The 25,637-nt window shown below is 70.7% G+C and carries 29 protein-coding genes; 13 read left to right on the forward strand and 16 right to left on the reverse strand.

Features of this window, described 5'->3' with window-relative positions; genetic code table 11:
* Nucleotides 1-68 precede the first annotated feature (68 nt).
* The 3 genes from OOK07_RS03865 to OOK07_RS03875 form a co-directional block, all read right to left on the reverse strand.
* On the reverse strand, nt 69-857 hold the full coding sequence (locus OOK07_RS03865; RefSeq protein ID WP_266794986.1) for an electron transfer flavoprotein subunit beta/FixA family protein: 789 nt from the start codon (nt 855-857) through the stop codon (nt 69-71).
* A 220-nt stretch (nt 858-1,077) separates the two neighbouring features.
* On the reverse strand, nt 1,078-1,593 hold the full coding sequence (locus tag OOK07_RS03870; protein WP_266794988.1) for a flavin reductase family protein: 516 nt from the start codon (nt 1,591-1,593) through the stop codon (nt 1,078-1,080).
* 207 nt (nt 1,594-1,800) lie between these two features.
* Nucleotides 1,801-2,214 (reverse strand): TlpA family protein disulfide reductase, encoded by a 414-nt coding sequence (locus OOK07_RS03875; RefSeq protein ID WP_266683313.1) that lies wholly within the window; start codon nt 2,212-2,214, stop codon nt 1,801-1,803.
* Between the two features lie 75 nt (nt 2,215-2,289).
* On the opposite strand from OOK07_RS03875, the gene OOK07_RS03880 reads away from it, so the two are divergent.
* Complete coding sequence (locus tag OOK07_RS03880) at nt 2,290-2,706, forward strand: DUF4395 domain-containing protein (protein ID WP_266676932.1); 417 nt, start codon at nt 2,290-2,292, stop codon at nt 2,704-2,706.
* A gap of 184 nt (nt 2,707-2,890) precedes the next feature.
* Nucleotides 2,891-3,619, forward strand: coding sequence for a lysophospholipid acyltransferase family protein (locus OOK07_RS03885; RefSeq protein ID WP_266676933.1), 729 nt, complete (start codon nt 2,891-2,893; stop codon nt 3,617-3,619).
* A gap of 4 nt (nt 3,620-3,623) precedes the next feature.
* Here OOK07_RS03885 and OOK07_RS03890 read toward each other — a convergent pair whose 3' ends face one another.
* The 5 genes from OOK07_RS03890 to OOK07_RS03910 all read right to left on the reverse strand — a co-directional run bounded on the left by OOK07_RS03890 (nt 3,624) and on the right by OOK07_RS03910 (nt 8,238).
* On the reverse strand, nt 3,624-4,316 hold the full coding sequence (locus OOK07_RS03890) for a B3/B4 domain-containing protein (RefSeq protein ID WP_266794990.1): 693 nt from the start codon (nt 4,314-4,316) through the stop codon (nt 3,624-3,626).
* 9 nt (nt 4,317-4,325) lie between these two features.
* Nucleotides 4,326-4,898: a transglutaminase domain-containing protein gene (locus tag OOK07_RS03895; RefSeq protein ID WP_266794992.1), complete on the reverse strand. Its 573-nt coding sequence runs from the start codon at nt 4,896-4,898 to the stop codon at nt 4,326-4,328.
* An 84-nt stretch (nt 4,899-4,982) separates the two neighbouring features.
* The gene (locus OOK07_RS03900) at nt 4,983-6,053 is read right to left on the reverse strand and encodes a threonine aldolase family protein (protein ID WP_266683315.1); all 1,071 of its coding nucleotides are present in this window, start codon (nt 6,051-6,053) and stop codon (nt 4,983-4,985) included.
* A complete protein-coding gene (locus tag OOK07_RS03905) occupies nt 6,050-6,799 on the reverse strand; it encodes an SDR family NAD(P)-dependent oxidoreductase (RefSeq protein ID WP_266683316.1) in 750 nt (249 codons plus the stop codon). Before OOK07_RS03905 ends, OOK07_RS03900 begins: the two co-directional genes overlap by 4 nt.
* 41 nt (nt 6,800-6,840) lie before the next feature.
* Nucleotides 6,841-8,238: a DUF6421 family protein gene (locus tag OOK07_RS03910; RefSeq protein WP_266676936.1), complete on the reverse strand. Its 1,398-nt coding sequence runs from the start codon at nt 8,236-8,238 to the stop codon at nt 6,841-6,843.
* Between the two features lie 396 nt (nt 8,239-8,634).
* Between OOK07_RS03910 and OOK07_RS03915 the strand changes: the two genes are divergently transcribed.
* On the forward strand, nt 8,635-9,318 hold the full coding sequence (locus tag OOK07_RS03915; RefSeq protein ID WP_266676937.1) for a glycerophosphodiester phosphodiesterase: 684 nt from the start codon (nt 8,635-8,637) through the stop codon (nt 9,316-9,318).
* Nucleotides 9,319-9,321: 3 nt separating this feature from the next.
* Here the strand turns inward: OOK07_RS03915 and OOK07_RS03920 are convergent, their stop codons facing one another.
* Complete coding sequence (locus OOK07_RS03920) at nt 9,322-9,861, reverse strand: GNAT family N-acetyltransferase (protein WP_266794993.1); 540 nt, start codon at nt 9,859-9,861, stop codon at nt 9,322-9,324.
* 75 nt (nt 9,862-9,936) lie between these two features.
* Here OOK07_RS03920 and OOK07_RS03925 point away from each other — a divergent pair, with 75 nt between their 5' ends.
* Nucleotides 9,937-10,329 carry a VOC family protein gene (locus OOK07_RS03925; protein WP_266676939.1) on the forward strand — a complete coding sequence of 131 codons (393 nt, stop codon included), beginning with the start codon at nt 9,937-9,939 and terminating at the stop codon, nt 10,327-10,329.
* A 2-nt stretch (nt 10,330-10,331) separates the two neighbouring features.
* On the opposite strand, the gene OOK07_RS03930 is transcribed toward OOK07_RS03925, so the two are convergent.
* Nucleotides 10,332-11,246: a GNAT family protein gene (locus tag OOK07_RS03930; protein WP_266794995.1), complete on the reverse strand. Its 915-nt coding sequence runs from the start codon at nt 11,244-11,246 to the stop codon at nt 10,332-10,334.
* 180 nt (nt 11,247-11,426) lie between these two features.
* Between OOK07_RS03930 and OOK07_RS03935 the strand changes: the two genes are divergently transcribed.
* Nucleotides 11,427-12,191: a VOC family protein gene (locus OOK07_RS03935; protein ID WP_266676941.1), complete on the forward strand. Its 765-nt coding sequence runs from the start codon at nt 11,427-11,429 to the stop codon at nt 12,189-12,191.
* A 39-nt stretch (nt 12,192-12,230) separates the two neighbouring features.
* On the opposite strand, the gene OOK07_RS03940 is transcribed toward OOK07_RS03935, so the two are convergent.
* Nucleotides 12,231-12,365 (reverse strand): hypothetical protein, encoded by a 135-nt coding sequence (locus OOK07_RS03940; RefSeq protein ID WP_266794997.1) that lies wholly within the window; start codon nt 12,363-12,365, stop codon nt 12,231-12,233.
* Nucleotides 12,366-12,371: 6 nt separating this feature from the next.
* On the opposite strand from OOK07_RS03940, the gene OOK07_RS03945 reads away from it, so the two are divergent.
* Nucleotides 12,372-12,497, forward strand: a complete 126-nt coding sequence (locus tag OOK07_RS03945) for a hypothetical protein (protein ID WP_266794998.1) — start codon at nt 12,372-12,374, stop codon at nt 12,495-12,497.
* Between the two features lie 138 nt (nt 12,498-12,635).
* Here the strand turns inward: OOK07_RS03945 and OOK07_RS03950 are convergent, their stop codons facing one another.
* The 3 genes from OOK07_RS03950 to OOK07_RS03960 form a co-directional block, all read right to left on the reverse strand.
* The gene (locus OOK07_RS03950) at nt 12,636-15,215 is read right to left on the reverse strand and encodes a carbohydrate-binding protein (RefSeq protein WP_266795000.1); all 2,580 of its coding nucleotides are present in this window, start codon (nt 15,213-15,215) and stop codon (nt 12,636-12,638) included.
* Nucleotides 15,216-15,319: 104 nt separating this feature from the next.
* Complete coding sequence (locus OOK07_RS03955) at nt 15,320-15,862, reverse strand: MarR family winged helix-turn-helix transcriptional regulator (protein ID WP_266795001.1); 543 nt, start codon at nt 15,860-15,862, stop codon at nt 15,320-15,322.
* Nucleotides 15,859-17,520 (reverse strand): FUSC family protein, encoded by a 1,662-nt coding sequence (locus OOK07_RS03960; RefSeq protein WP_266795003.1) that lies wholly within the window; start codon nt 17,518-17,520, stop codon nt 15,859-15,861. The genes OOK07_RS03955 and OOK07_RS03960 overlap by 4 nt, the downstream gene beginning before the upstream one ends.
* 176 nt (nt 17,521-17,696) lie before the next feature.
* Here OOK07_RS03960 and OOK07_RS03965 point away from each other — a divergent pair, with 176 nt between their 5' ends.
* The 4 genes from OOK07_RS03965 (at nt 17,697) to OOK07_RS03980 (ending at nt 20,776) form a co-directional block, all read left to right on the forward strand.
* Entirely contained in the window at nt 17,697-18,239 is a 543-nt protein-coding gene (locus OOK07_RS03965) for a DUF5134 domain-containing protein (RefSeq protein ID WP_266676946.1), read from the forward strand.
* Nucleotides 18,240-18,355: 116 nt separating this feature from the next.
* Entirely contained in the window at nt 18,356-19,291 is a 936-nt protein-coding gene (locus OOK07_RS03970) for a M56 family metallopeptidase (protein WP_266795005.1), read from the forward strand.
* Between the two features lie 101 nt (nt 19,292-19,392).
* A complete protein-coding gene (locus OOK07_RS03975; protein WP_266795007.1) occupies nt 19,393-20,064 on the forward strand; it encodes a phosphatase PAP2 family protein in 672 nt (223 codons plus the stop codon).
* Nucleotides 20,065-20,086: 22 nt separating this feature from the next.
* Complete coding sequence (locus tag OOK07_RS03980) at nt 20,087-20,776, forward strand: HAD family hydrolase (RefSeq protein WP_266676949.1); 690 nt, start codon at nt 20,087-20,089, stop codon at nt 20,774-20,776.
* 30 nt (nt 20,777-20,806) lie between these two features.
* Here the strand turns inward: OOK07_RS03980 and OOK07_RS03985 are convergent, their stop codons facing one another.
* A complete protein-coding gene (locus OOK07_RS03985; protein WP_266795008.1) occupies nt 20,807-21,055 on the reverse strand; it encodes a DUF2630 family protein in 249 nt (82 codons plus the stop codon).
* Nucleotides 21,056-21,282: 227 nt separating this feature from the next.
* Here OOK07_RS03985 and OOK07_RS03990 point away from each other — a divergent pair, with 227 nt between their 5' ends.
* Nucleotides 21,283-21,981, forward strand: a complete 699-nt coding sequence (locus tag OOK07_RS03990) for a TetR/AcrR family transcriptional regulator (protein WP_266676967.1) — start codon at nt 21,283-21,285, stop codon at nt 21,979-21,981.
* 32 nt (nt 21,982-22,013) lie between these two features.
* Here the strand turns inward: OOK07_RS03990 and OOK07_RS03995 are convergent, their stop codons facing one another.
* Nucleotides 22,014-22,481 (reverse strand): DUF6214 family protein, encoded by a 468-nt coding sequence (locus OOK07_RS03995; protein WP_266676969.1) that lies wholly within the window; start codon nt 22,479-22,481, stop codon nt 22,014-22,016.
* Nucleotides 22,482-22,671: 190 nt separating this feature from the next.
* Between OOK07_RS03995 and OOK07_RS04000 the strand changes: the two genes are divergently transcribed.
* Together OOK07_RS04000 and OOK07_RS04005 are read left to right on the forward strand one after the other, a co-directional pair.
* The gene (locus tag OOK07_RS04000) at nt 22,672-24,027 is read left to right on the forward strand and encodes an FAD-dependent oxidoreductase (protein WP_266795010.1); all 1,356 of its coding nucleotides are present in this window, start codon (nt 22,672-22,674) and stop codon (nt 24,025-24,027) included.
* Nucleotides 24,028-24,641: 614 nt separating this feature from the next.
* Nucleotides 24,642-25,622: a pectate lyase family protein gene (locus OOK07_RS04005; protein ID WP_266676973.1), complete on the forward strand. Its 981-nt coding sequence runs from the start codon at nt 24,642-24,644 to the stop codon at nt 25,620-25,622.
* Nucleotides 25,623-25,637 lie beyond the last annotated feature (15 nt).

A 25,637-nucleotide genomic window follows, 5' to 3' on the forward strand; every position in this document is an offset into this window, starting at 1 on the left:
GGACGGTAAGGGAGGCGAGCCCCCAAGGAAGGGGGCCACCAAGGCCCTTGGAGGGGCCGCCAGGGCCCTTAGATGAACTTCTGGCTCGCGAGGAACTCGGCGAGCTGCTTGCCGCCCTCGCCCTCGTCCTTGACGATCGTGCCCGCGGTACGGGCCGGACGCTCGGTGGCGGTCTCGACCTTCGTCCAGGCACCCGTCAGACCGACCTCGCCGGCGTCGATGTCCAGGTCGGAGAGGTCCCAGGCCTGAACCGGCTTCTTCTTCGCCGCCATGATCCCCTTGAACGACGGGTAGCGGGCCTCACCCGACTGGTCGGTCACCGACACCACCGCCGGAAGCGAGGCCTCCAGCTGCTCGGACGCCGCGTCGCCGTCCCGGCGGCCCGTCACCGCGCCGTCCTGCACCGAGACCTCGGACAGCAGCGTCACCTGCGGCACACCCAGCCGCTCGGCGACCAGCGCGGGCACGATGCCCGCCGTGCCGTCGGTGGAGGCCATGCCCGAGACCACCAGGTCGAAGCCGGCCTTCTCGATCGCCTTCGCCAGCACCAGCGACGTAGCGATCGCGTCGCTGCCGTGCAGGTCCTCGTCCTCGACGTGGATCGCCTTGTCCGCGCCCATCGACAGCGCCTTGCGCAGCGCGTCCTTGGCGTCCTCAGGACCCACCGTCAACACGGTGATCTCCACGTCGTCGTCGGAGTTCTCGGAGATCTGCAGCGCCTGCTCGACCGCGTACTCGTCCAGCTCGGAGAGCAGACCGTCCACGTCGTCCCGGTCGACGGTCAGGTCATCGGCGAAGTGCCGGTCGCCAGTGGCGTCGGGCACGTACTTCACAGTGACAACGATCCTCAAGCTCACGCCGGCTCTCCTACTGCAATCGTCATTTCGGTGCTGCCTACTTTCAGGCAGCATAGGCGCCTCAAGCGGCCGATCCCGCTCGGGGCGACCCACGCCCCGAGCGAAATATTACTCGCCAGTACACCCAGTTCGTTCCCGCTAAGCAAGCGCTTTGAACTGTGACCTTTGCAACGCAGCGTAATCGGAACTCGACCGCTTCGCAGAAGGAACCGGCCGACGGTCAGTCACGCAGTCCGTTGAACCGCCCCTGGTGGTAGACGAGCGGGCGGCCGCGGCCCGTGGGGTCGCCGAGCACGACCTCGGCGAGCACGATGCGGTGGTCGGCTGCGGGGACGCGGCCGACGACCCGGCAGACCAGCCAGGCCAGCACGTCGTCGAGGACAGGCACGCCTTCGGGACCCTCGCGCCAGGCGGTGGGCGCGCCGAACCGGTCCGCGCCGCTCCTGGCGAAGGTGGCAGCCAAGTCCTGCTGATGGTCGCCGAGTATGTGGACGCCGATGTGGTCGGTCACCGATATCGCCGGCCAGCTGGAGGCTCCCGTGCTGATGCCGAAGGAGAGCAGCGGGGGTTCGGCGGAGACCGAGGTGAGGGAGGTGGCGGTGAAGCCGACCGGACCGGCGTCGCCTTGTGCGGTGATCACGGCGACTCCCGCGGCGTGCCGGCGGAAGACGGAGCGCAGCAGGTCGGGAGAGGCGAGCTGGGAGGTACGAGTGCCGAGGCCGGACGTGGCCGTCATGGAATTGTCCTTCTGCGAGGAGGGGCGAGCGGAGTCGTGGCTGCTCAACAGCTCGGACAGCGCGCACTCGCGGTGCGGGCGAGGTCGACGTGGACCCGCCCGAAGAGAAGGAGTTCCGGTGGCATACGGTCAGGTTGACGATAGGTGGTGCGCACAGTCAAGTACGTTCCGGCATATGGGAGATGCCTCACCCTGCGCTCACAGCTGTCAAACCGCCTCGCCCAGCGCCGCGATGACGTCGGCCTTGCGCGGCTGGCCGGTGGCGCGTCGCACGACCCGGCCGTCTGCGTCGAGGACCAGCACCGTCGGGGTCTTGAGGATGTCGAGTTCGCGCACGAGGTCCAGGTGGTCCTCCGCGTCGATCTCGACGTGGCTCACGCCCGGGACCATTGCGGCCACCTCGCCGAGGAGGCGCCGGGTAGCCCTGCAGGGCGCACAGAAGGCGCTGGAGAACTGCACGAGCGTGGCGCGCTCCCCCAGTTCCTGCCCCAACTCGGCCGCCCCCAGCCGCTTTCCGCCGTCTCGCCCACGCACGCGCACCCTCCCGCTTCGCTGCCGATGCAGCATTCCATAGGCGCTCGCCACCACGAGCACCACCGCGCACACCACGACTCCGTTCATCACCTGCACAAGCATTCACGAGACTGCAAAGATTCCCGGCGCCCCAGATCGTCTCCGTTGCGGAATGCTTGGTTCATGGACATCGATGTGAGGGGGCCCCGCTTCGGGGCTGCCGTGACGACCGTCGTCCTCGCGGTCGTGTTGATCACCGGGAGCGGCTGGCTGCTGGCCTGGCAGACGCTGGCGTTCGCGCTCGGCGCGGCGGGCGGGGTGGGCCGTTCTCCGTACGGCTGGCTGTTCCGCAAGGCCGTGCGGCCCCGGATCGGGCCGCCGACCGAGTTCGAGTCGCCCCAGCCGCCGCGGTTCGCACAGGCGGTGGGCCTGCTCTTCGCGGGCGTCGGGCTGGTCGGTTACGCACTGGGGCCGAGCTGGCTGGCACTCGCCGCGACCGGGGCCGCGCTCGCCGCCGCGTTCCTCAATGCCGCGTTCGGGTACTGCCTCGGATGCGAGATGTACCTGGTCGTGCGCCGCGTGACCGTCCGTACGGAGTAAAGGGGGAGAAAAGGTCCGAGGTCGAACTGATGAATGACGTGACGAGGATCTCGCCGTTCTGCGGCACCAGGGCTGGCCACCCGTTCGTTCTTGGGGCACGATCTGCGCAATGCCGTAAACCTACGGCTGCGTAACTTCCCGCCGGGAGAACCCATCCGGGCAGAGAGAAGGGTCCACCCCGTCCATGGCTGAGCTTGTCTACCGTCCCGTCGTGGGTCTCGCCCAAACGCTGTTCAAGGCCTGGGACCTCAAGATCGACTGCAAGGGGTCGGAGAACATTCCGCGCTCGGGCGGCGCCGTGCTGGTGAGCAATCACATCAGCTACCTGGACTTCATCTTCGACGGTATGGCCGCCCTGCCGCAGAAGCGTCTGGTGCGCTTCATGGCGAAGGAGTCGGTGTTCCGGCACAAGATCTCCGGTCCGCTGATGCGCGGGATGAAGCACATCCCGGTGGACCGCAAGCAGGGTGAGACGGCGTACCAGCACGCGCTGCAGTCGCTGCGTTCCGGCGAGATCGTCGGCGTCTTCCCCGAGGCGACCATCTCGCAGTCCTTCACCCTGAAGAGCTTCAAGTCGGGTGCCGCGCGCATGGCCCAGGAGGCCGGCGTCCCGCTCATCCCGATCGCTCTGTGGGGTACTCAGCGCCTTTGGACCAAGGGCCACCCGCGCAACTTCAGGCGCAGCCACACGCCGATCACCATTCGGGTCGGCGAGCCGGTCGAAGCACCCCAGGACCAGTACGCGGGCGCCATCACGCGGCGCCTGCGCGAGCGCGTCCAGGAGCTCCTGGAGGCAGCCCAGCGCGCCTACCCCGTACGCCCCAAGGACCCGGACGACACCTGGTGGATGCCCGCCCATCTCGGTGGCACCGCGCCGACCCCCGAAGAGGTGAAGGCGGCCGAAGCTCGCTGAATCGTCACTCCGGGGCGTGGACGGTGATCTGTGCCCCGGGGCTGAACTTCTCCAGCAGCTCGGCGAGTTCGGCCCCCGCCTGCTCCACCTCGGCGACGGGCATCGGGGCCAGGCCCTCCAGCAGGAAGATACCCGAGACGGTCTCCTCGGTGAGGCGGGTGCGAGGGCCCTGGCGCCAGTTCCAGCGTCGGCAGGTCACTCCCGCGTCGTCACGCCAGATCACCTCGCCGGCGTCGGGGTGTTCGACGGCCTGCTCCCCACCGGCCACGGTCACGAAGTCCTCGTCGCCGACGGCCCGTACGAGCTGCATGCCTCCGTGGATGCGGTCGATGTCCTCGCCCCCGACGGGGATCAGGTGGGCGACGCTGATGGCGTTGTAGAGGTCGACGAGCAGGTTGATGCGGGGCAGGCCGCCGTCCGTCAGCGCCCTCTTGGCCAGCGCCTCGGCCGAGTTGCGGGTGCGCGAGGGCTTGGAGCCGAACGCCGTGTAGACCTCGCGCCAGGCCGCCATGTACGGGTCCTCGTGCGGGGCACGCCCGTCAAGGCGTGCGGCGAGACGGCGGGCCGCGTCGTCGAGCAGGGCCGAACCGGCTTCCGTACTGGGGCCGTTGACCAGGCCGTGCGCCTCGATCGCCAGGTGGGTGAAGCCGGGCGCGAGGGCGCGCACCTCGTCGGACACGGTCAGGGAGAGAGTCATCGGCTTGCCTCAGAGTGCGGTGGGGAGGGTCTTCCAGAGATACGACCGGTCGGGGGCGGCTCGGAGAACGCTCAGCACGGTCGGGTGTGGTTCAGCGTACAGGACTGGATAGTCCAGCTCATTGGACTCCAGGTCGGGCGTGAAGGCCAGCCGCTCGCCCTTGAGGGAGAACTGGGCGTCCACACCCGGCTTGTTTCCGCGCGGGTCCTGCCGATGCCAGGCGCCGTTGAACCGCACTGCGACCAAGCCGTGCACCACGTCGAACCGCTGATAGCAGAGCGCGGTCGGGATGCCCTCGGCCCGCAGCAGGGCCGCCAGCGCGTGCGCCTTGGCGTAGCAGATGCCCGTGCCCTGCTCCAGAACGTCGGAGGCGCGCCAGGTGACGCGCGGGTCACCGGAATCCTGTGAGTGCGGGATCGTGTCCCGCACGAACTCGAAGGCCAAGCGCGCATAGGCATACGAGTCCATCGCCTTCTTGGCGAGACGCGAAGCCGTCTCCCGGACCAGCGGGTGGCCATGATCGATGACCTCGTCGGCGGCCAAGTATGCGGACAGGTCAGGGGTGTTCTGGATCAGCTCCATGCCCGCAGAGCATAGGAATGCGATCGCCCGACAGTCAATGACTTTTCACGTGATCGCATACCTATGCATTATCAAGGACGGTGGTTATCGCGCCATCTCTTCCTTCAGCGCCGCGACGAACGAGTCCACGTCCTCCTCGGTCGTGTCGAAGGTGCACATCCAGCGCACGACTCCCTCGGCCTCGTCCCAGAAGTAGAACCGGAACCGCTTCTGCAGACGCTCGCTCACGTCGTGCGGGAGCTTGGCGAACACCCCGTTGGCCTGCACCGGATAGAGGATCTCCACCCCGTGCACGGCGCGCACGCCCTCGGCCAGCCGCTGGGCCATCTCGTTGGCGTGGCGGGCGTTGCGCAGCCACAGGTCCTTGGCGAGCAAAGCCTCCAACTGCACCGAGACGAAACGCATCTTGGAGGCGAGCTGCATGGACAGCTTGCGCAGGTGCTTCATATGGCTGACGGCGTCCTGGTCGATGACGACCACGGCCTCGCCGAACAGTGCACCGTTCTTCGTCCCGCCCAGGGAGAGGATGTCGACGCCGGCCGCGTTGGTGAACGTCCGCATCGGGACGTTCAGCGAGGCTGCCGCGTTGGCTATGCGGGAGCCGTCCAGGTGCACCTTCATGCCGTGCGCATGGGCGTGGTCGCAGATCGCACGGATCTCGTCCGGCGTGTAGAGCGTGCCCAGCTCCGTGCTCTGGGTGATCGAGACGACCTGCGGCATCGCACGGTGCTCGTCGTCCCATCCGTACGCCTGCCGGTCGATCAGCTCGGGGGTGAGCTTGCCGTCGGGCGTGGGCACGGTGAGCAGCTTCAGGCCGCCCATGCGCTCGGGGGCGCCGCCCTCGTCGACGTTGATGTGCGCGCTCTCGGCGCAGATCACCGCGCCCCAGCGGTCGGTGACCGCCTGGAGCGCGACGACGTTCGCACCGGTGCCGTTGAAGACCGGGAAGGCCTCCGCCGTGGAGCCGAAGTGGCTGCGGACGATGCTCTGGAGGTTCTCGGTGTAGTCGTCCTCGCCATACGCGACCTGGTGCCCGCCGTTGGCCAGGGCCAGGGCGGCGAGCACCTCCGGGTGGGCCCCGGCGTAGTTGTCGCTGGCGAAGCCGCGGACCTCCGGGTCGTGATGACGACGCGCGTCGGTCTTCGGGGGGTTCACGGCTTCTCGGTCAGCCACAGACGCTTTCCGTTCACTTCGGCGGCGGACTTGCTCCAGACGTCGGCGATGGCCTCGGCGAGGTCCGTGACGTCCGTGAAGCCCGCGAACTTCGCGTTGGGGCGATCGGCGCGCATCGCGTCGTGCACCAACGCCTTCACCACCAGGATCGCAGCCGCCGACGTCGGCCCCTCGGCGCCCCCGGCCTTGCGGAAGTAGTCGGCCATGGCCAGGGTCCACGCCTCGGACGCGGCCTTGGCGGCGGCGTACGCGGCGTTGCCCGCGGTGGGCTTGGTCGCGCCCGCGGCGCTGATCAGCACGTACCGTCCGCGCTCGCTGCGCTGCAGCGCCTCGGAGAAGGCGAGGGAGGTGTGCTGCACGGTGCGGATGAGCAGCAGCTCCAGGAAGTCCCAGTCGTCCAGGCTCGTCTTGATGAAGGTCTCGCTGCCGCGCCAGCCGCCCACGAGGTGGACCAGGCCGTCGACGCGACCGAACTCCTTCTCGATGTGCGTGGCCCACTCCTGGGTGGACTCCAGGTCCAGCAGGTCGACGGGCTCGCCGGTGACGGTGGCGCCGCCCGACGCGTAGCGGGCCGCGTCCACCGCCTCCGCGAGCCGCTCGGGGTCGTTGTCGGCGGCGACGACGGTCGCCCCCGCTTCGGCCAGCCGCAGCAGCGTCGCCCGGCCGGCGGGTCCGCCCGCGCCGGCGACCGCGATCACCGCACCGCTGAGAGCTCCGTTACCCGCCATGGTCTTCGCCTCCTGAGCAGTGTTCCTGGTGGTGCGGTCGCTCACGCGGCCACCCGCTCGGCATCCTCCGCGGTGATCCCCTTGGTGGAGGCGATCACGTTCTTCAGCTTCTTGGAGAGGGCCTCATAGAACATGCTCAGCGGAAACTCGTCCGGAAGCACGTCATCGACGAGTCTCCGCGGCGGCTGGCTCAGGTCGAGGGCGTCCGGACCCTTGGCCCAGCGCGAGCCGGGATGCGGGGCGACGTAGCCGGAGACCAGCTCGTACCCGGCGAACCAGTGGACGAGCTTGGGACGGTCGATGCCGTCGCGATAGAGCTTCTCGATCTCGGCGCACAGCTGGTTGGTGACCTGCGGGGCGCGCTGCCAGTCGATGAACAGCTTGTTGTCCGTCCAGCGCACCACGTCGTGCTTGTGCAGGTAGGCGAAGAGGAGCTGACCGCCGAGGCCGTCGTAGTTGCGCACCCGCTCACCGGTGACCGGGAAGCGGAACATGCGGTCGAAGAGGACCGCGTACTGCACGTCACGGGCCTGCGGGACGCCGTCGGCCTCCAGCTTCACGGCCTCCCTGAAGGCCGTGAGGTCGCAGCGCAGCTCCTCCAGGCCGTACATCCAGAACGGCTGGCGCTGCTTGATCATGAACGGGTCGAAGGGCAGGTCGCCGTGGCTGTGCGTGCGGTCGTGGACCATGTCCCACAGAACGAAGGCCTCCTCGCAGCGCTTCTGGTCGTGGACCATGGCGGCGACGTCCTCGGGCAGCTCGACGCCCAGGATGCCGACGGCGGCCTCGGTGACCCGGCGGAAGCGGGCGGCCTCGCGGTCGCAGAAGATTCCGCCCCAGGAGAAGCGTTCCGGCGCCTCGCGCACCGCGATGGTCTCCGGGAAGAGCACGGCGGAGTTGGTGTCGTAGCCGGCCGTGAAGTCCTCGAACTTGATGCCGCAGAACAGCGGGTTGTCGTAGCGGCTGCGCTCCAGCTCGGCCAGCCACTGGGGCCAGACCATGCGCAGGACGACCGCTTCGAGGTTGCGGTCGGGGTTGCCGTTCTGCGTGTACATCGGGAAGACGACCAGGTGCTGCAGACCGTCAGCGCGGTTCGCGGCGGGCTGGAAGGCCAGCAGCGAGTCGAGGAAGTCGGGCACCTCGAAGCCGCCCTCGGCCCACCGGCGCAGGTCCTTGGCCAGGGCCTCGTGGTAGGCGCGGTCGTGCGGGAGCAGCGGGGAGAGCTCCTCGACCGCCTCCACGACACGCCCGACGGCCGCCGCGGCGTCCGCGCGCTCGGGAGCGCCCTCTGCCGTGAGGTCGATCGACCCGTCCTTGGACTGCCATGGCCGGATCTGCTCCACGGCATCCTTGAGCACGGCCCATGCCGGGTGCTCCACCACCCTGGTCACGGGAGGTATCCAGTCCCCCGAAGCCGTCGGCACAAGAATTTCCGTCATATCCCATCCTCCACAGGAGAACCTCGCGTAAGGAGACCGTATACATACGAGCTTCCTCCCAGCAAGAGGAGTCTCGGGAGATTATCCTGCGCACCCCCGGTAGTCACCGAACTTTTTCCTGCCGGAAACGGATCCGGCGGGCATTTGGATATCGCGCGGCTACCCTGGGACCGGATCGCCGAAACAAGCCAGGGGTCAATCCCGGGAGGACTCGCCCACGCCAGGGTGACCGCCCTCACGGGTACGGGCCAGGTCCGCCCGTCCCGACACCCCGATCCCTCGTGTACGCGCGGGTTCATCACCGGGCCGGGCCGTTAGGCTGCGGCTCTGTCCGCGTGACCGTCCGCTCAGGTCGCGCGCGGAGCCGAGCCGCCGTCGACGGAAGCGAGTTGAACCTTGAACTTCCTTACCATCGGTCATCGCGGAGTCATGGGTACCGAACCCGAGAACACCCTCCGTTCCTTCGTCGCCGCCCAGCAGGCCGGGCTCGACGTGATCGAACTCGATCTGCATCTGAGCAAGGACGGCGCCCTCGTCGTCATGCACGACACCGACGTGGACCGCACGACCGACGGCACCGGCCCGATCGCCGAGAAGACCATCTCCGAGCTGCGTGCCCTGGACGCGGGCCGCGGGGAGCACGTCCCGGTCTTCGAAGAGGTCCTCGACGCCGTACGGTCGCCTCTCCAGGCCGAGATCAAGGACATCGCGGCGGCCCGGGCGCTGGCCGAGGTCATGCTGAAACGGGACCTGGTCTCCCGGGTCGAGGTGTCCTCGTTCCACGACGAGGCGATCGCCGAGATCAACCGGCTGGTGCCCGGCGTGCGGACCGCGCTGATCGGCAGCCGCTTCGGCACCGACATCGTGGACCGCGCGGTGGAGGCCGGTGCCGCGACCGTCTGCCTCAACATCCGCCGCCTCACACTGGAGGTCGTGGAGCGGGCCCGCAAGGCGGACCTGAGGATCATCGGCTGGGTGGTGAACACCCAGGACCACCTGCGGCTCGTACGGGCCCTGCAGCTGGACGGCGCGACCACCGACTACCCGGAGATCAAACGCACCGCCCGCTTCACCGCATGAACGTCACACCAGCTCCTTGACCAGCAGCTCGAACTGCAGGTCGTCGCGCTGCGGAACGCCGAAGCGCTCGTCGCCGTACGGGAACGGGGTCATCCGGCCCGTACGGCGGTAGCCGCGGCGTTCGTACCAGGCGATGAGGTCGTTGCGTACGGAGATCACGGTCATGTGCATCTCGCGCACGCCCCAGGTCTCGCGCGCCGCGCGCTCCGCCTCCGTGATGATCACCTTGCCGAGGCCCGCGCCCTGCAGCTGCGGGCTGACGGCGAACATTCCGAAGTAGGCGTGGTCACCGCGGTGTTCGAGCTGGCAGCAGGCGACCACGGCGCCCTCCCGTTCGACCGTCAGCAGCCGGCTGTCGTGCGACTTGATGACGTCGCGGACACCCTCCGGGTCCGTGCGCTGCCCCTGGAGGATGTCCGCCTCGGTGGTCCACCCGGCCCGGCTGGAGTCCCCTCGGTAGGCCGACTCGATCAGCGCGATCAGGGCGTCCACGTCGGCATCGGTGGCGTCGCGGAAGGTCAGGTCGGTGTCGGCGGTTTCCACGGGCTTCACTCCGAAATCCGGGCGCGGCTGGGACTCGGACGAGGGTAACCCTGACCGGGCACTAGGCTCCCGTGCATGGTGCACGTTCTCAGCAGCCGGACTCTTGTCCGTCCCACCGATCCCGGGCGCTCACGCCGCTTCTACGGTGAACAGCTCGGCCTCGCCGTCTACCGCGAGTTCGGCACGGGGCCGGAGCGCGGCACCGTCTACTTCCTGGGCGGCGGTTTCCTGGAGGTCGCCGGCAGGTCCGAGACCCCGCCCTCCCCGGCCGTGCAGTTGTGGCTGCAGGTCGAGGACGTGGCCGCGGCGCACGAGGAACTGCGCGCCGCCGGGGTCGAGATCGTACGGGCGCCCGTGAAGGAGCCGTGGGGCCTGGTCGAGATGTGGATCGCGGACCCGGACGGGACGCGGATCGTGCTGGTCGAGGTGCCGGCGGACCATCCGATCCGGTACCGGCCGGGGATCTGAGGTCAGTCCGGGCGGTGCTCCCAGCGGCGGTCCGTGCGGGTGAGTTCGCGAAAGCCGGCGCCCAGCAGCAGGTCGATCGCCGCCTTGTCACCGGACTGCTCGTAGGCGAGGAGGCGGTCCACTCCGCACAGGCGCAGCCACCCGGCGGCCTCGCCGAGCAGCCGTTGCGCCAGGCCCTCGCCGTACCGGGCCGGGTCGGCGTGCAGGTTGCCGATGTCGGCGAGGCCGGCTGCGCGTGCGTGGCGCTCGGGGCGGGCCAGGGAGGTATCGATCTCGATGAAGCCGAGGGCGCGGGTGCCGGCGTAGGCCGTGAAGCGGGTGCCGCACTCCCCCAGCGTGCGCTCGGTCGTCGTGCCCGGCCGGGGTTCGGGCACCGGCAGGTCGGCCACCCGTGCGAGCAGGATGACTTCCGTGTCGCCGACGTGCCGGAAGCCGGCGCGTTCGTAGAGGGCGCGGATGTGCGGCCAGTTGCGCGGCAGGCCGTATACGACCGGGGCCGGCACGGCGCCGTCGGCGTACCGGACGCGTACGTTCCAGCGGGCGAACTGGGCCAGGCAAGCGGCCATCAGCTGGTCGGCGGCGGCCTCTGAGCCGGGCCAGAGGGACGCCGGCGGACGGCAGACGAACCAGCCGATCTCGCCGGCGTCCCGGAAGTTCTCACCGACCTCGTCGCCGTGGCGGTAGCGCAGCAGATGGGCGGCGGCCACGACGTACCGGCGCTGCTCGGCGACGAGCGTCACGCGCTCGGCCACCCATGGGCCGGTGATGAACTCGCCGGGCCGGCGCTCCAGATCGCTGAGGACGGTGTTCACCGAGACGGAGATGCCGGGGACGACGGCGGCGATGTGCGCGTTGACCAGATCGGTGAGCTGGTCGCGGTCGTCGCGGCGAAAGGGGCGCACCGTGAGTGCGGACATGCGAAACCTCCGGAGCGGACGCGGATACGTGGGCTGGAGGCCGCCAATCGGTGCGGTATGGGTGGAGGGTACGTCCCTGGCAGCGCCGTGTGCGAGGGGGTTTTCGCCGGATGGCCACGGTCCGGGCCCGGGACCAGCGTGCTGGAGGGGGCTCGTTCGCATTCCCTCCGGAGGAACCTCATGAAGCTCGACAAGCCGGTGACCGGCGGGCCCTGCTGGACCGAGCTGGGGACCAGTGACATGGCGGCGGCCAGGCGATTCTACACGGAGCTGTTCGGCTGGCGCCACGAGACGGACCCGCGTCAGGAGGCGGGCGGCTACACGGTCGCGCACCTCGGGGACGCGGCGGTCGCCGCGCTGACCCCGCTCTTCCAGGAGTCGCAGCGCGTCGCGTGGAACGTGTCGTTCGCGGTGGCCGACGCGGACACCGCCGCCGAGCAGGTGACGGCGGCCGGCGGGACGGTCCTGCTCGGCCCGATGGACGTGCTCGACGTGGGCCGTTTCACCGTGGCGCTCGATCCGGCGGGTGCGGCCTTCCAGATGTGGCAGGCGCGGACCTTCCCGGGCGCCGGGCTGTTCAACGCGCCCGGCTCCCTGGGCTGGGTGGAGCTGCTGACCCGTGCGCCCGAGCGGTGCCTGAGCTTCTACACCACGGTGTTCCGCTGGAGCGTCAACGCCTCGGAGCACTACACGCAGTGGGGCATCGACGGCGCGGACTTCGGCGGGATGGTGCGGATGGACGACAAGTTCCCGCCCGAGGTACCGCCGCACTGGCTGCCGTACTTCGCGGTGTCCGACGTGGACGCCACCGCGGCCACGGCGACCGGGGCGGGCGGCACCGTCCTCATGGCGCCCACCGCCGTTCCGGACGGACCGCGGATCGCGGTGCTGCGGGACCCGCAGCAGGCGGTGTTCGGCGTGTACCGGCCGGGCGACGAACGGTGACCAGTGCTGGGTCCCCCTGTCCGGACGTGAACTCCGCGGTCAGGCCCGTGCTTCGAGTACGGCGAGGTCGCGCTCGGCGTACAGCCGGTGGTGCCACTCCTCGTTGAGCACGCCGAGCAGGCGCTCCCGGACGGGGAACGTCTCGCCCTCGACGGCCCGCCGTACGAGGCCCATCGCGGCATGGCGCAGGGTGAGCGCCTCCTCCAGCGAGGGCCGGGCGTGACGTCCACGCCGTTGATGACGAGGTGGTGGATCTCGCCGTCGATGGTGGTGTCGACGATCTCCACGCCGCGCATCACCACCTGATGGAGCGCGGAGTACAGAATCTGCGCCCGGATGAGGCTCACGCCGCTGAAGCGCGTGCCCGACATGTCCGCTCGCTCGAACTCGCCGCCCGCGAGGTCCCGGAAGCCGTTCGCCATGCCCGACACGACAGGGCCCCCCTCAGACAAGCGGGGTCACGCTCACCCGGTCGATGACCGGGGTGTACGCCGAGCGCAGGCCGTACTGGTTTCGGGTGTGGCCGTCGAAGTCCGGAAGTTCGTCGGCGGTGATGGTGATCGTGTTGGGGCCCTGGTCCAGGGTGACGGGGACGGAGAGGTTCCAGAAGTTGTTGAAGTGGAAGGTGGTGGGGAACAGGACTCGGTGCGGCGCGGCCCGGTTGACGGAGATGTCCGCGTGGCGGCAGACCGGGTCGGGGTTGTAGTGGGTGGCGGGTGCCTGCTCGCCGTTGGAGTAGCGGATCGTGAGCGCGTGCCGTCCGGCGCGCTCGGCCGTGAGCGTCAGGGTGAGCGCGTTGCCGGGCCCGGCGCCGATGCCGTCGACCGCCTTGCCGCCGGTGGCGTACGAGAGTCCCGTCACGTGTGCGGTGCCGGTCAGGACGCCTTCCTCGGCGGCGCTCACACGCACGGGCAGCAGTCCGCGGGCCGCGCCGACACGCAGCCGGTCCACGACCAGCAGTTCCGACGTCCCGGTGACCGCGATCTTGTTGATGCCGCCCGCGAGGAAGAGCGGGACGGGACCTCGCCGGACGCGTCCGAGTTCCTCACCGTTGACCGTGAGCAGGCCTTCGCCGGGGCCGAGCAGGTCGACGGTGACCGTCGCCTCGCCGTCGTCGGCGGCGTGCACCCAGAAGGTGACGGTGCCGCCGCGGGGGGCTACGGCGACACCGGGGCCGGAGGCGCCGACGTGGGCGTAGCTGATCCTGGCGCCCGCGCCGAGCGCCGCGTACTCGGCGTCGTACACAGCCTCCCGCTCGTCCCGCAGAACGAGGTCCAGCTTGTCGACGACCGCGTCGCCCTTGGTCGTGCCGAGTTCGGGGTCCTGCGCGGCGAGGGTGATCCGGTGCGGCCCCGCGGTCAGTTCGGCCTCGGTGTCGGTGTGGCCCCACACCGCCCACTTGTAGCCGAGCGGCAGCCGCAGTTCCCGCGGGTCCTCGCCGTCGACGCGCAGGAAGACGTTGGTGGGGCCGTTCTCGCGCACCAGGTCGGCGAGGTTGCAGGAGTTGGCGAAGACCCGGATGTCGTACGTGCCGTCCTGCGGGACCTCGACGTCGAAGGCGAGCACCCCGTCGGAGCCGGTGCGCAGTCCGCCCACGTGATGGCCGCCGGAGGTGGCGAACCTCTCGACGTCCGAGGGGGATCCTTCGGGACCGTTCTTGGCGTATCCGCCTCCCGTGTACGTCGCGTCCTCGGCCTCGTACGTCCGCCGCCAGGTCACCGACGGCGGCTGCGGCGTGGCCCCGTTGCCGCCCGGCGCGAGGATCAGCTGGTAGGCCGACATCTCGTCGAGGCCGGTCAGGGGCAGCGTCACGCGGCCGTCCACGACGGGCAGTTCGAGGTCCCGCAGCCGCAGCGGCTGGGCGCTCGCGCCGACCTGGCCGGTCCAGGGGATCTCCTGCAGCCGCAGGTGGACCCGCGCGCCGAAGACCTCCGCGTCGACGCCCGTGAGGACCAGGTCCGCAGCGCCGCTCGCACCGCCGAACAGCACACGCGCCTGCCGCTTGGCCCGGTCGAGTGCGGCGACGCCCTGCAGTGTGTACTGCACGTTGGGGTGCGGCGCCGTCACCCGGACGGTGTTCCCGGACAGTTGCCCGTACGCGTTGAACAGCCACCACTGCCCGTTGCCCTTGCCCGCCTCCACCGCGGAGTCGTTGAGGTTGCCGGCGATGTTCCAGTACGCCATGTCGGCGTCGACCTTGGACTCCTCGATCGCGGCGATCCACTGGATCATCTGCCCGGGCACGGACAGGTGGTAGTTGTGCGCGTACTCGTTGAGGTTGACGGGCAGCGGGCCGATGCCCAACTCCCGCTCCAGGGCACGGTACTTGGCGACGTTCGTGCGGACCTCGTCCGGCGACGACAGCTCGTGCCAGGTGATCACGTCGGGGAGCACGCCGTGATCGCGGGAGAACTCCAGGAAGCCGCGCACCTCGGGGTACAGGGCGCAGGTGTTGGGGCCGGCTATGCGCGCCTCGGGGTCGAGGCCCTTGATGAGGTGGTACGCCTGCTGCCAGGCCGCGAAGTAGGGGCCCGGCTCGGTGCGCCAGGAGACGCCGTCGTAGCTCCACTCCCCCGTGCCGAACATGTTGCCCTCGGGCTCGTTGAACGGCACGTACACGACATGGGACTTGACAGTGCCCAGGGTCTGCACCTGCTCGGCCTGGCGGCGGATGCTCTCCAGGTGGGCCGCGAGCCGCTCCTCGCCCGTGGCGCCCGGCCACTCGTAGGGGAAACCGCGGTGGATGTCGGTGTGGTAGACGTACACGTCCCTGCCGCCCGCGGCGACGAACGCCGGGAGGATCTCCAGTGCGTCGGCGCCGGGATGCTGGATGCCGTCCTGGGCCTTGGTGGAGACCGTGCGGACGTACATGCCCTCGACGACGGCGCGGCTGGGTACACCGTCACCGTACAGGCCGTAGAGCGTGCCGGCGGCTCCGCCGTGGAAGGGGCCCGTCTCCGTGCCCAGGTCGACAGTGAGCGTCTCGGCTGCCACGGCTTCCCTCGCTGATCGCTGGTTCGACATCTCGTACGTCAGCCGGTGATCCGAACCGGCCTGGTCGAACGTAGGGAGTCGGTATCGGTCAGGTCAACGGGCGTCCGCCGTCCGAACGTTTTGGCATCCGCCGCTCAGGCGCGCAGGGTGCCGTGCCGGCCCTCCAGCCGGCCGAGCAACTCCCCGAGCAGACCGGCGAGTTCGTCCTGCCCCTGCGGGTCGAGCACGGACAGTACGGAGGTCTCGTAGGCGAGCTGCTCGGGCAGGGTCCCGTCGAACAGGGCGCTGCCGGCGTCGGTGAGGCGGACGTGAGCGACGCGGCGGTCGCGGGCGTCACCGCGGCGTTCGACCAGGCCGCGCTCGGTGAGCTGTTTGAGGCGCTTGGTGACGGCGGCACCGGAGGAGTACGTCTCGCGGGCCAGCTCGCTGGGGGTCAGCTCGTGGCCGGTACGGCGCAGGGCGCCGAGCAGGTCGAACTCGGGGCGGCTCAGGCCGGTACGGCGCAGCGGGCCGTCCTCGGCCTGCTGGAGGAGGGCGGCGCAGCGGTTGATGCGGCCGATGATCTCCATGGGGCCGGTGTCGAGGTCGGGGTGGACGGCACGCCACTGGCGCACGACCGCGGAGACGGTGTCGTCGCCCCTGGTCGCGCGTGCCTGCCGTCCGTTCGGTGCCGTCATGGCCGTACGTCCTCCGTTCTCGCGCTCCGGCGCGGCCCCTCGTGCCGTACCGTCGCCGCGAGCGTACGGTGTCCGGCCTGCTCGGCGCGCACGACCCGCTCCTGGGGCAGGGCGCGCTGCCACCACTCGCCGGACGCGGCGTCGACGGTGGCGCGCAGGTCGGCCAGGGCGGCGGCGAGCGAGCGGCGGGCGGCCCGCAGGGCGCCGGGGGCGGGGGCGGGCTCGGCCAGCAGGCGGGCTGTGTTCTCGCGGGAGCGCTCGACGGCGGCCAGGGCGTGCTCGACGCGGTCGCCGGCGCGCCGGTTGGTGACGGCGACGGCCGCGACGAGGCCGACCAGGGCGCCGATGACGGTGTCCACGGCGCGCTCGGTGATCAGCCGCCCCGGTTCCTGGAAGCCGGTGAACTCGGTGACGAGCAGCGCCATCGGGGTCACACAGACGGTGCCGAGCCAGTAGTTGCGGCCGATCAGCGCCTCGGCACCGAAGTTGAAGACGAGGCAGCACAGTACGAGGGCCGTCTGGCCGAGATGTGCGAGCGGGGCCACGGCGGCGAAGAGCAGGACGCCGAGGAGGTTGCCGACGACACGCTGGACGCCCCGGCTCCAGGTGAGGACGAGGTTGGCCTGATAGAGGGAGGCCGCGGTGACCAGGGCCCAGTAGGGGCGGCCGATACCGAGGGCCAGGGAGGCGTAGCCGGCGAGGGCGCAGCCGAGCGCGGTGCGGACGGCGATCGGAGTGAGCGGGCCGAGGCGCTGCCGCAACGGGCGGGGCGGGACGGCGAGTTCGGCGTCCACGCCGGGGAGTTCGTCGGTGGCCACCGGGTCGAGGACGACCGGGATGGGCCTGGTGCCGGTCAACTCGCGTGCCCAGAAGCGCAGTTGCTCCGGGTCGGTGTCGGCGGGTGCGGCGAGGGCGACTTCGGCGCGGACGACGAGGTGTTCGAGGGCACGCCGGGTGCGGGAGCCGCGTGTGGCCAGGAGCGACTGCCAGGCGGCCTGGACAGCGGCGGCCGCAGTGGCGCGGTTGCGCGCGTGGCCGTCGCCCGTGCCCCGCGTGCCGGCGTACGCGGCCGCGGCGTTCAGGGCGCCCGCGGTGGCCCGGCGCTCCGGGCCGTGCGGGCGCAGCAGGCCGGGGGCCATGCCGACGAGCCAGGCCCAGCCGCCCGCCCCGAGAGCCAGTGCGAGATGGCCGGGGACCTGGCCGAGGGTCTGCGGGGCGAAGAGGGAGGCGGACGTGATGAAGGTCAGGACCACATTGCCGGGCGGACCGATACGGGTCACGTCGCACAGTGCCTTGTGCAGCGCGGCCAGCAGGGCGCCGACGGTGACGAGCACGACGGCACTGCCGGTGAGCGAGGCGGTGACCAGGGAGACGGCGAGGCCGCCGACCATGCCGAGGACCACCCGGGCGAGGACCCGGGCCCGGGCGGCGTAGGGGCGGTTGTGGGCGTACAGCGCGCACAGCGACCCCGCCATGGTGTACAGCGCCAGGTCGAGCCGGCCGAGGGCCAGCAGCGTCAGATTGGGCGGGGCGACCGAGGCGACCACACTCAGGGCGGGCTTGAACCAGATGTCCGCGGGCCGGCCCAGACGCAGCACGCCGGACAGGGGGAGGCGGCGGCCGCGCGGGGTGACGGGAGTGGGGGTCGCAGGGGTCATGTGGCATTACATTAGCAGGTGTTTTACTAGTAAAGGAAATCCCGCCCACAGTTCCCCACCTGCTCTCACCTGCCGTGCTCCCTCGAACGCTCCCCGTGTACTCCCTTGCGCTTGTATGCGCGCCGCGTTGTGCGGGCAACCACCGACTGTCGACACCGTCGAGCGGGGAGGTGCGCGTGCACGGACCGGCTTCGCCCGGCTGGCTGCTGGTCGCGCTGTGCGCGGCGACCGGGGCCTACTGTCTGCTGCGGATGCGCAGCACGGTCGAGGAGCAGCGCCGGGCCGCGGGCGGGGAGGCGCTGATGGGCTTCGGCATGGCCGCCATGGCCGTTCCTGCGGCGGCCTTCAGCCCGCCGCCGTGGACCTGGCCCGGCTACGCGGCCGTCTTCGGCGTCGCCGCGCTGCGCGCCCTGTGGACCGCGCGGACGAGCGCGCACCATCTGCACCACCTGGTGGGCGCCTCGGCCATGGTCTACATGGCGGTCGCGATGGCGGCCGCTCCGGGACACCATGCCGGGCACGGGAGTTCGTCCGGAGTCCCCCTGGTGACGGGGATGCTGCTGCTCTACTTCATGGGATACGTGCTGTTGTCAGGAGTCCGGCTGATACCTGTCACCGCTGGCGGCGGCACCGCGGGCTGGGGGGACCGGCCGGAGCTGGCGCGGGCCTGCCGGCTGTCGATGGGCATCGCGATGGTGGCGATGCTGATCACGCTGTGAGCCGCCGTGTCCCGCTCACGCTCTGAACCGCCGCACCCCGCACGCGGCCGTTGTTTGCGTCACTTTGCCGCGACAGCCCCTGCCCCGAGCGCGCGCGGACTCATAGGGTGATCGCCATGATGGTCCCCGCGGCACTGTTGCTGCTCGGCGCGCTGGCCGCCGTCGTCGCCCCACGGCTGCTCGCCCGGGCCGACTGGGCGGACCGTGAACCGGTGGTCGCGCTGTGGGTGTGGCAGTGCGTGGTGGCGGCCGTCCTCATGTGCTGTGCGCTGTCGATGACGCTGAGCGCGGCGGCCGCGTGGCAGGCGGTGCGCGGCCATGTGTTCGCCGCGGCGCCGCACACGGTCGTGGACGCCTACGCGCTCGGTGCGAACGGGCCGTGGGCGGCGACGACCGCGGTCGCGCTCGCGTGCGCCGGGGTGTGGAGCGTGGCCATGCTGGTCCGGGAGGTCGCGCGGGCGCGGGCGCGCCGTCGCCGTCGCCGGGCCGAACTCCTCGTCCGTGCCCCGCTGTTGCCCGGCGAGGATCCCGGGGACGGCCGGCTGGTCGTGCTGGAGGGCGAGCGGGCCGACGCCTGGTGGCTGGCCGGTGCGGCGCCCGGGCTCGTCGTCACCACCGCCGCGTTGCGCCGCCTCAAGGGCCGGCAGCTGGACGCCGTCCTCGCCCACGAGCAGGGGCACGCCCAGGCCCGGCACGACTGGCTGCTGCACTGCTCGGCCGCGCTGGCGGTCGGGTTCCCGCAGGTGCCGGTGTTCGCGGGGTTCCGGGACGAGATGCACCGGCTGGTCGAGCTCGCCGCCGACGACATGGCCTCGCGCCGCCACGGCCGTCTGACGACCGCGCTCGCACTCGTCGAACTCAACGAGGACCGGGGCGTGTTCGGCCCCTCTCCCAGCGCCCAGGCACACGTTCCGCAGCGCGTGCGCAGGCTGCTCAGCGCACCCGACCGGCTCACGGCCACCAGACGGCTGGGACTGACGGCGACAGCCGCGCTGGTGCCCGTGGTGCCGGTACTGGTGGCGTTCGTACCAGGGTTGCGGGCCCTGGGGTAGTGCCCGCCCGGGGCGGCCAGGTTCGCCCCGGCGTCGGCCTCGGGATGCTCAGGAGTTCCGGACATTGGCCCCGGCCCCCGCCGGTCAGGGAGGATCAGTGGATGCACAACCCGCCCGTCGACTCCCCGCCCCGCCCGCCCGACCAGAACGCCACCGCCCGCGCCGCAACCCTCCTCGCCCTGTGCTCCGCACTGCTGCTCACGCTCGTCGCGGTCAAGTGGCACCCCCTGACCAGCACCGACGGCGACATCGCCCGCACCACTCACCGCTGGGCCGTCGACGAACCCGGCCTCACCCACGCGTTCCGCATCCTGACGGACTGGGTCTGGGACCCCTGGACGATGCGCCTGGTGTGCGCGGCGGCCGTGCTGTGGCTGGTGTGGAGACGTGCGGCGTGGTGGACGGCACTGTGGCTGGTGGCCACCTGCTCGCTGGGCACCCTGCTGCAACAGGCCCTCAAGTCCGCGGTCGACCGTCCGCGCCCCGTCTGGCCCGACCCCGTCGACACGGCCCACTACGCGGCCTTCCCCTCGGGACACGCGATGACCGCCACGGTCGTCTGCGGCCTCCTGCTCTGGCTCCTGCACCGCTGCGGCCCCGGCCGCGCCCTGTGGCGCACTGCGCTGGCCGTGGCCGGGGTCTCCGTGGCCGGCGTGGGCCTCACCCGTGTGTGGCTGGGCGTGCACTGGCCCTCCGACGTGGTGGGCGGCTGGCTCCTGGGGGCGATGGTCGTGGCGCTGGCCGTGCTGGTCCACCAGCGATGGCGACCGTGAGCAGGCCACGTAAGATCCAGTCATGATGGCCGTTCTGTTCGACTTCTCCGGCACCCTCTTCCGTATCGAGTCCACCGAGTCCTGGTTGCGGGCGGTGCTGGACGAGGCCGGAATGACGCTCTCCGAGCCGGAGTTGACCCAGGCGGCGAAGGCGCTGCAAGTGGCCGGGGCGCAGCCCGGCGGAGCGAGCCCCGCACAACTGCCCGCGCACCTCGCCGAGGTGTGGCGGATCCGGGACGAGAGCGCCGCGCTGCACCGCGCCGCCTACACCGGTCTTTCCCGCGAAGTGCCGCTCCCCGAGCCCGGGTTGCACGACACACTGTACGACCGCCACAGGACGCCCGCCGCGTGGGCGCCCTACCCCGACGCCGCCGACGTGCTCCAGGCGCTGTGCGAGCGCGGGATCGGCATCGGCGTGGTGAGCAACATCGGGTGGGACCTGCGCCCGGTCTTCCGCGAGCACGGCCTCGACCGGTATGTGGACGCGTACGTCCTGTCGTACGAGCACGGCATCCAGAAGCCCGACCCACGGCTGTTCGCGGCGGCCTGCGAGGCACTCGAAGTTGATCCGGTGGAGGTCCTGATGGTCGGTGACGACCGGGAGGCGGACGGCGGTGCGGCGGCCCTCGGCTGCCGGGTGCACCTGGTGGACCATCTGCCGACGTCCGAGCGGCCGGACGGGCTGCGTGCCGTGCTGGACCTGGTGGACTGAGCGGCGGGCCGGTCCCGGGTCCGCCCGGGACTACTCCAGATAGCCCTCGACCTGCGACGACGACCGGGCCCGCGCCTCGTCCGGGTTCTTTCCGAACTCGGCCGTCGCGCGCCGCTGCCGCAGCAGGTCCCAGCACTGGACGAGGTAGCGCTCCAGCTGTCCGAGCCGCCGCTGTTCCGTCGTGCTGTCGATCTCGCCGGACGCGAGGGATTCCCGGAGCCTGCGCTCGTCCTCGACCATCTCCGTGATCCTGGCCAGGATCTGCCGGTCCTGTTCCATGTCCGCAGGCCTCCTCCGCTCGGCACGTGCCCGCCTCAGGGACGGCGGGAGTACGAAGGTTTCGGGAAGTAGCCTCAGGACACCATCTGGGCGAAAAAGACCGTCCGCCTGAGACGATCCCCCGCGTCGCCCCAGACGGACGGCAGCCCTGACCAGCCCCTACGGGACTCCGATCGGGACGTGTTGAGTATAGTTGGCTGATAGCCAGTCAACGCAGGAGTTACAGCATGTCCCCGCGCAGCGCCTCGGTCAATGAAGAGTTGCGGAGACGTTCCCGGGAGCGGCTCCTGCAAGCGGCCGTCGAGCTGGTCGGTGAGCACGGCTACGAGGCGACGACGCTCGGCGACATCGCGGACAGAGCGGGCTCGGCGCGCGGTCTGGTGTCGTACTACTTCCCGGGAAAGCGCCAGCTCGTACAGTCCGCGGTGCACCGGCTGATGCACCGCACCCTGGAGGAGGCGGTCGAGCGGGAGCCGCGCATCGAGGACGGCCGGGAGCGGTTGGCGCGGGCCATCGACGCGATTCTGCGGATGGGCCGGGACCGTCCAGTGCTGATGCGCCAGCACATGGCCGGGCTGCTGCAGGCGGAGGGCTTCGTGGGGTGCCCGGAGCAGCAGCGCCTCGCCGAGCTGCTGCGGGACGCCGTCGCACGGTGCGGGTCGCGGGATGTCGACGCCGACTATCCGATGCTGCGTTCCCTGCTGATGGGCGCCGTCTACGCGATGGTGCTGCCGAACGTGCCGATGCCGATCACCACCCTCCGGGCCGAGTTGTTCAAGCGCTACCGGATCGACTGGGAGATGGGCGTGCCGCCCGACGCCGGGGCGCCGGCCGCGGGAACGTACGAGGCGGATCTGTCACGGTACTTCGCGACCGGCGACGGGCCCGGCGAGCGGCCCGCCCGGCCGGAGCCCTCGGACCGGTGACGGACGCCCCACCGACCCCATGGCGGCGCCCGTCAGCGTCGTGCGTGACGTGGCGTCAAGAACCCCGAGTCGCGGGCCTGCGAGATCAGGCGGAGCGACCTGCGCCGGCTGTGTCCTGTCGCGCACATCACCGCGAGGACCGGATCGGCGCCCTGCTCCTGCGCCGCGCGGTACTTCTGGGCGACGAGCCAGCGCCCCTCGACGCCGCGGGGCCAGCCGGACCGGGCCCGCCGGGAGCTTACGGATCCGTCCGGCCCGGCAGCCGGATCCGGCCCTGGGCGGCACGCACGGAAGAGCGGTTCCTCGATCCAGTCGGCGAGTTCCGCGAGGTCGTCCAGGGACAGCGCCGGCTGAGCCCGGATGTCCTCCAGCGCGGCGCAGCCCTCGCAGACCATCGCGAGCGCGTCGACCCGTGCGCCGTCGCCGAACACCAGCCGGACGCTGAACCACGACGTGGCGCGATCGTCCTCCCGCACTTCCCACGCGGGCCATACGGACACCGTGCCGTCCGTCGGACAACGATCAGAAAGATCAAGAAAGGATGCTTCTAGCACACACAGAACGTAACCACTTGATCACATACGGCAGGAACGGACACGCACGTCCACGGTGCGCCTGCACCCTGTCAGCGCAGCACGGACGGTGCGATGCTGGAGCCGTCAGCGATCTCCTCTCGTAAGGAGTTCCGCCGTGTTGCGTGTCGCCGTCGTCGGCTCAGGGCCCAGCGGGGTCTACACCGCCCAGAGCCTCGTCCAGCTGGACCCCGCGGTGTCCGTCGACGTCCTTGACCGGCTGCCGTGCCCCTACGGCCTGGTGCGTTACGGCGTCGCGCCGGACCACGAGAAGATCAAGTCACTGCAGAACAACCTGCGTACGGTCCTGGAGCACGAGCGGGTGCGCTTCCTCGGCGGCGTCCAGGTCGGCCCCGGCGGGCTGCCGGCCGCCCGGTTGCGCGAGCTGTACCACGCGGTGGTGTACTGCGTGGGCGCCGCCACGGACCGCCACCTGGGGATCCCGGGCGAGGATCTTCCTGGCAGCTGGTCGGCGACCCGGTTCGTGTCCTGGTACAGCGCCCACCCGGACGCCGACGACGACGGTTTCGTGCGGGACGCCCGGTCGGCCGTGGTCATCGGCGTGGGCAATGTCGCGGTGGACGTCACGCGGATGCTGGCCCGCGGCCCGGCGGAGCTGAGCCCGACGGACATGCCGCAGGCCGCCCTCGGCGCGCTGTCCGCGAGCCGGGTGAGCGAGGTCCACATGGTGGGGCGGCGCGGCCCGTCACAGGCCCGCTTCACGACCAAGGAGCTGCGCGAGCTGGGCGGGCTCCCGGACACCGAAATCACCGTGAATCAGGCGGAGTTGGCGCTGGATCCCGCTTGCGCCGATACGGCCGCGCTGCCTGCGGTCCAGCGCCGCAACGTGGAAGTGCTGCGCGGCTGGGCCCAGAGGCCGCCCGAGGACGTCCCGCACCGCATCCGGCTGCGCTTCTTCCTGCGCCCCGTGGAGCTGCTCGCCGACGGCGGCCGGGTGGGCGCGGTGCGCTTCGAACGGACGGAACCCGACGGGCGCGGAGGTGTGGCGGGCACGGGACGGTACGAGGACATCGAGGCGCAGTTGGTGCTGCGTTCGGTGGGCTATCGGGGAGTGCCGCTGGAGGGGCTGCCGTTCGATGCGGCGGGTGGCACCGTGCCGCATCTGGCGGGGCGCGTGCTGCGCGCGGGCGTCGTCGCGCCGGGCGAGTACGTGGCCGGCTGGATCAAGCGCGGCCCGACCGGAGTGATCGGCACCAACCGTCCGTGCGCGAAGGAGACGGTGATGTCGCTGCTGGAGGACGCCTCCGTGCTCGAACGCAAGGAGCTGCCCGGGGATCCGGTCGCCGCACTGCGCGCCGAGGGGATCGAGCCGGTCCAGTGGGCGGGCTGGCAGGCGATCGAGCGGGCCGAAGCGGCCCTGGGTGCCTCGCTGGGCCGCGGTGTCGTCAAGCTGGCGGACTGGGAGTCGCTGCTGGCGGCGGCGCGGGCGACAGGCGAGCAGCAGGCCTCGTAGCAGCGTCGGAAACCGTCCGGTGGGCAGTACACACAGCGGCAACACCCTGGAAAACCATGTACCACTTCTTCTGCGGCGCGAAGTAGAAGACCTGCGGTGCGGCCGCGTATCAGCGGGCCGCCGGCGGACCGGATGAAGGGCCCGGGAAGCGGGTCCGCCCTCCCGCCGCCGGCGGCCGTCCGAGCCCGGCGACAGGACAAGTGCCGGGACGGCGAGCAGGAGCAGCACCAGTCCGCTTGCCAACGTACGCGTGCGCGGAGCCGTCATCGACTCGCCCCTTTCGGGAGCCTCTCGGAACCCTCGGGAATCTCTCGGAAAGGCGAAGCGTCCGATGATGGCATGGACACGACCGTCACGGAAGCGCTCCCACACCACTTGCGCGCGGGATTCAAGACAGTCCTTCCTGCTCTCCAGGCCTGACGAATGTCTTCTGCGCAAAGCGTTGACTAGAAAGCGCTTGCCCCCTACGTTCCGTTCAGAAGTGTGACCGACAGGCGCCACTGGCGGACCCAAAACCGCGACCACGTCCGCACTGCGCATTCAGCATGACGTACGTCGTTCACGTACAGGTACAGGTACAGGTATATATAAGCCCTCCTGAAGGGACGCACCGCATGCGTACTCACCCCCCACGTACACACGCGCAAAGATCCGCCCTGTGGGCGGCCGCCGCGGCCGCCCTCGCGACGGTGTCCGTCCTGGCCCTCCCGCAGTCGGCCGGAGCGGCCGGCTCCTCGCCGGTCGGGTTCGGCGCAGGAACGACCGGTGGCGGCAGCGCCTCGACCGTCACCGTCTCGACGCTGGGCGCCTTCAAGTCGGCCGTGACCGGCAGCACGGCCAAGGTCGTGAAGGTGAACGGCCTGATCCCGCTGAGCGGTCAGGTCGACATCGGGTCCAACACCACCGTCCTGGGCGTCGGTTCGTCGTCCGGGTTCACCGGGGGCGGGCTCAGGCTGAAGAAGGTGACGAACGTCGTCATCCGCAACCTGAACATCAGCAAGCCGGTCGCGCCCGCCGACGGCGTCACCGTCCAGGCGTCGACCAAGGTGTGGATCGACCACAACGCCTTCTCGGCCGACCGCGACCACGACAAGGACTACTACGACGGCCTGCTGGACATCAACCACGGGTCCGACTACGTCACGGTCTCCTGGAACACGTTCAAGGACCACTACAAGGGTTCGCTCGTCGGCCACAGCGACAACAACGCCGGCGAGGACACCGGACATCTGCGGGTGACGTACCACCACAACCAGTTCAGCAACGTCTACTCGCGCATCCCCAGCCTGCGCTTCGGCACGGGGCACTTCTACGACAACTACGTCGTGGGCGCCGAGACCGCCTGTCACTCGCGCATGGGCGCCCAGATGCTCGTCGAGAACAACGTCTTCCGCTCGACGAAGGTCGCCGTCACCACGAGCCGCGACAGCGACGAAGACGGGTACGCCAATCTGCGCGGCAATGATCTCGGCGGGGCCGCGACCGAGATCTCGCAGGTCGGCACCTTCACCAGCCCTCCCTACGGCTACACCGCCGAGCCCGCCTCGTCCGTCGTCGCCTCGGTGACGTCCGGCGCGGGCACCGGAAAACTCTGACCGCCCCCGACCTGC

It is taken from the genome of Streptomyces sp. NBC_00078 (genome assembly GCF_026343335.1).
Taxonomy (GTDB): domain Bacteria; phylum Actinomycetota; class Actinomycetes; order Streptomycetales; family Streptomycetaceae; genus Streptomyces.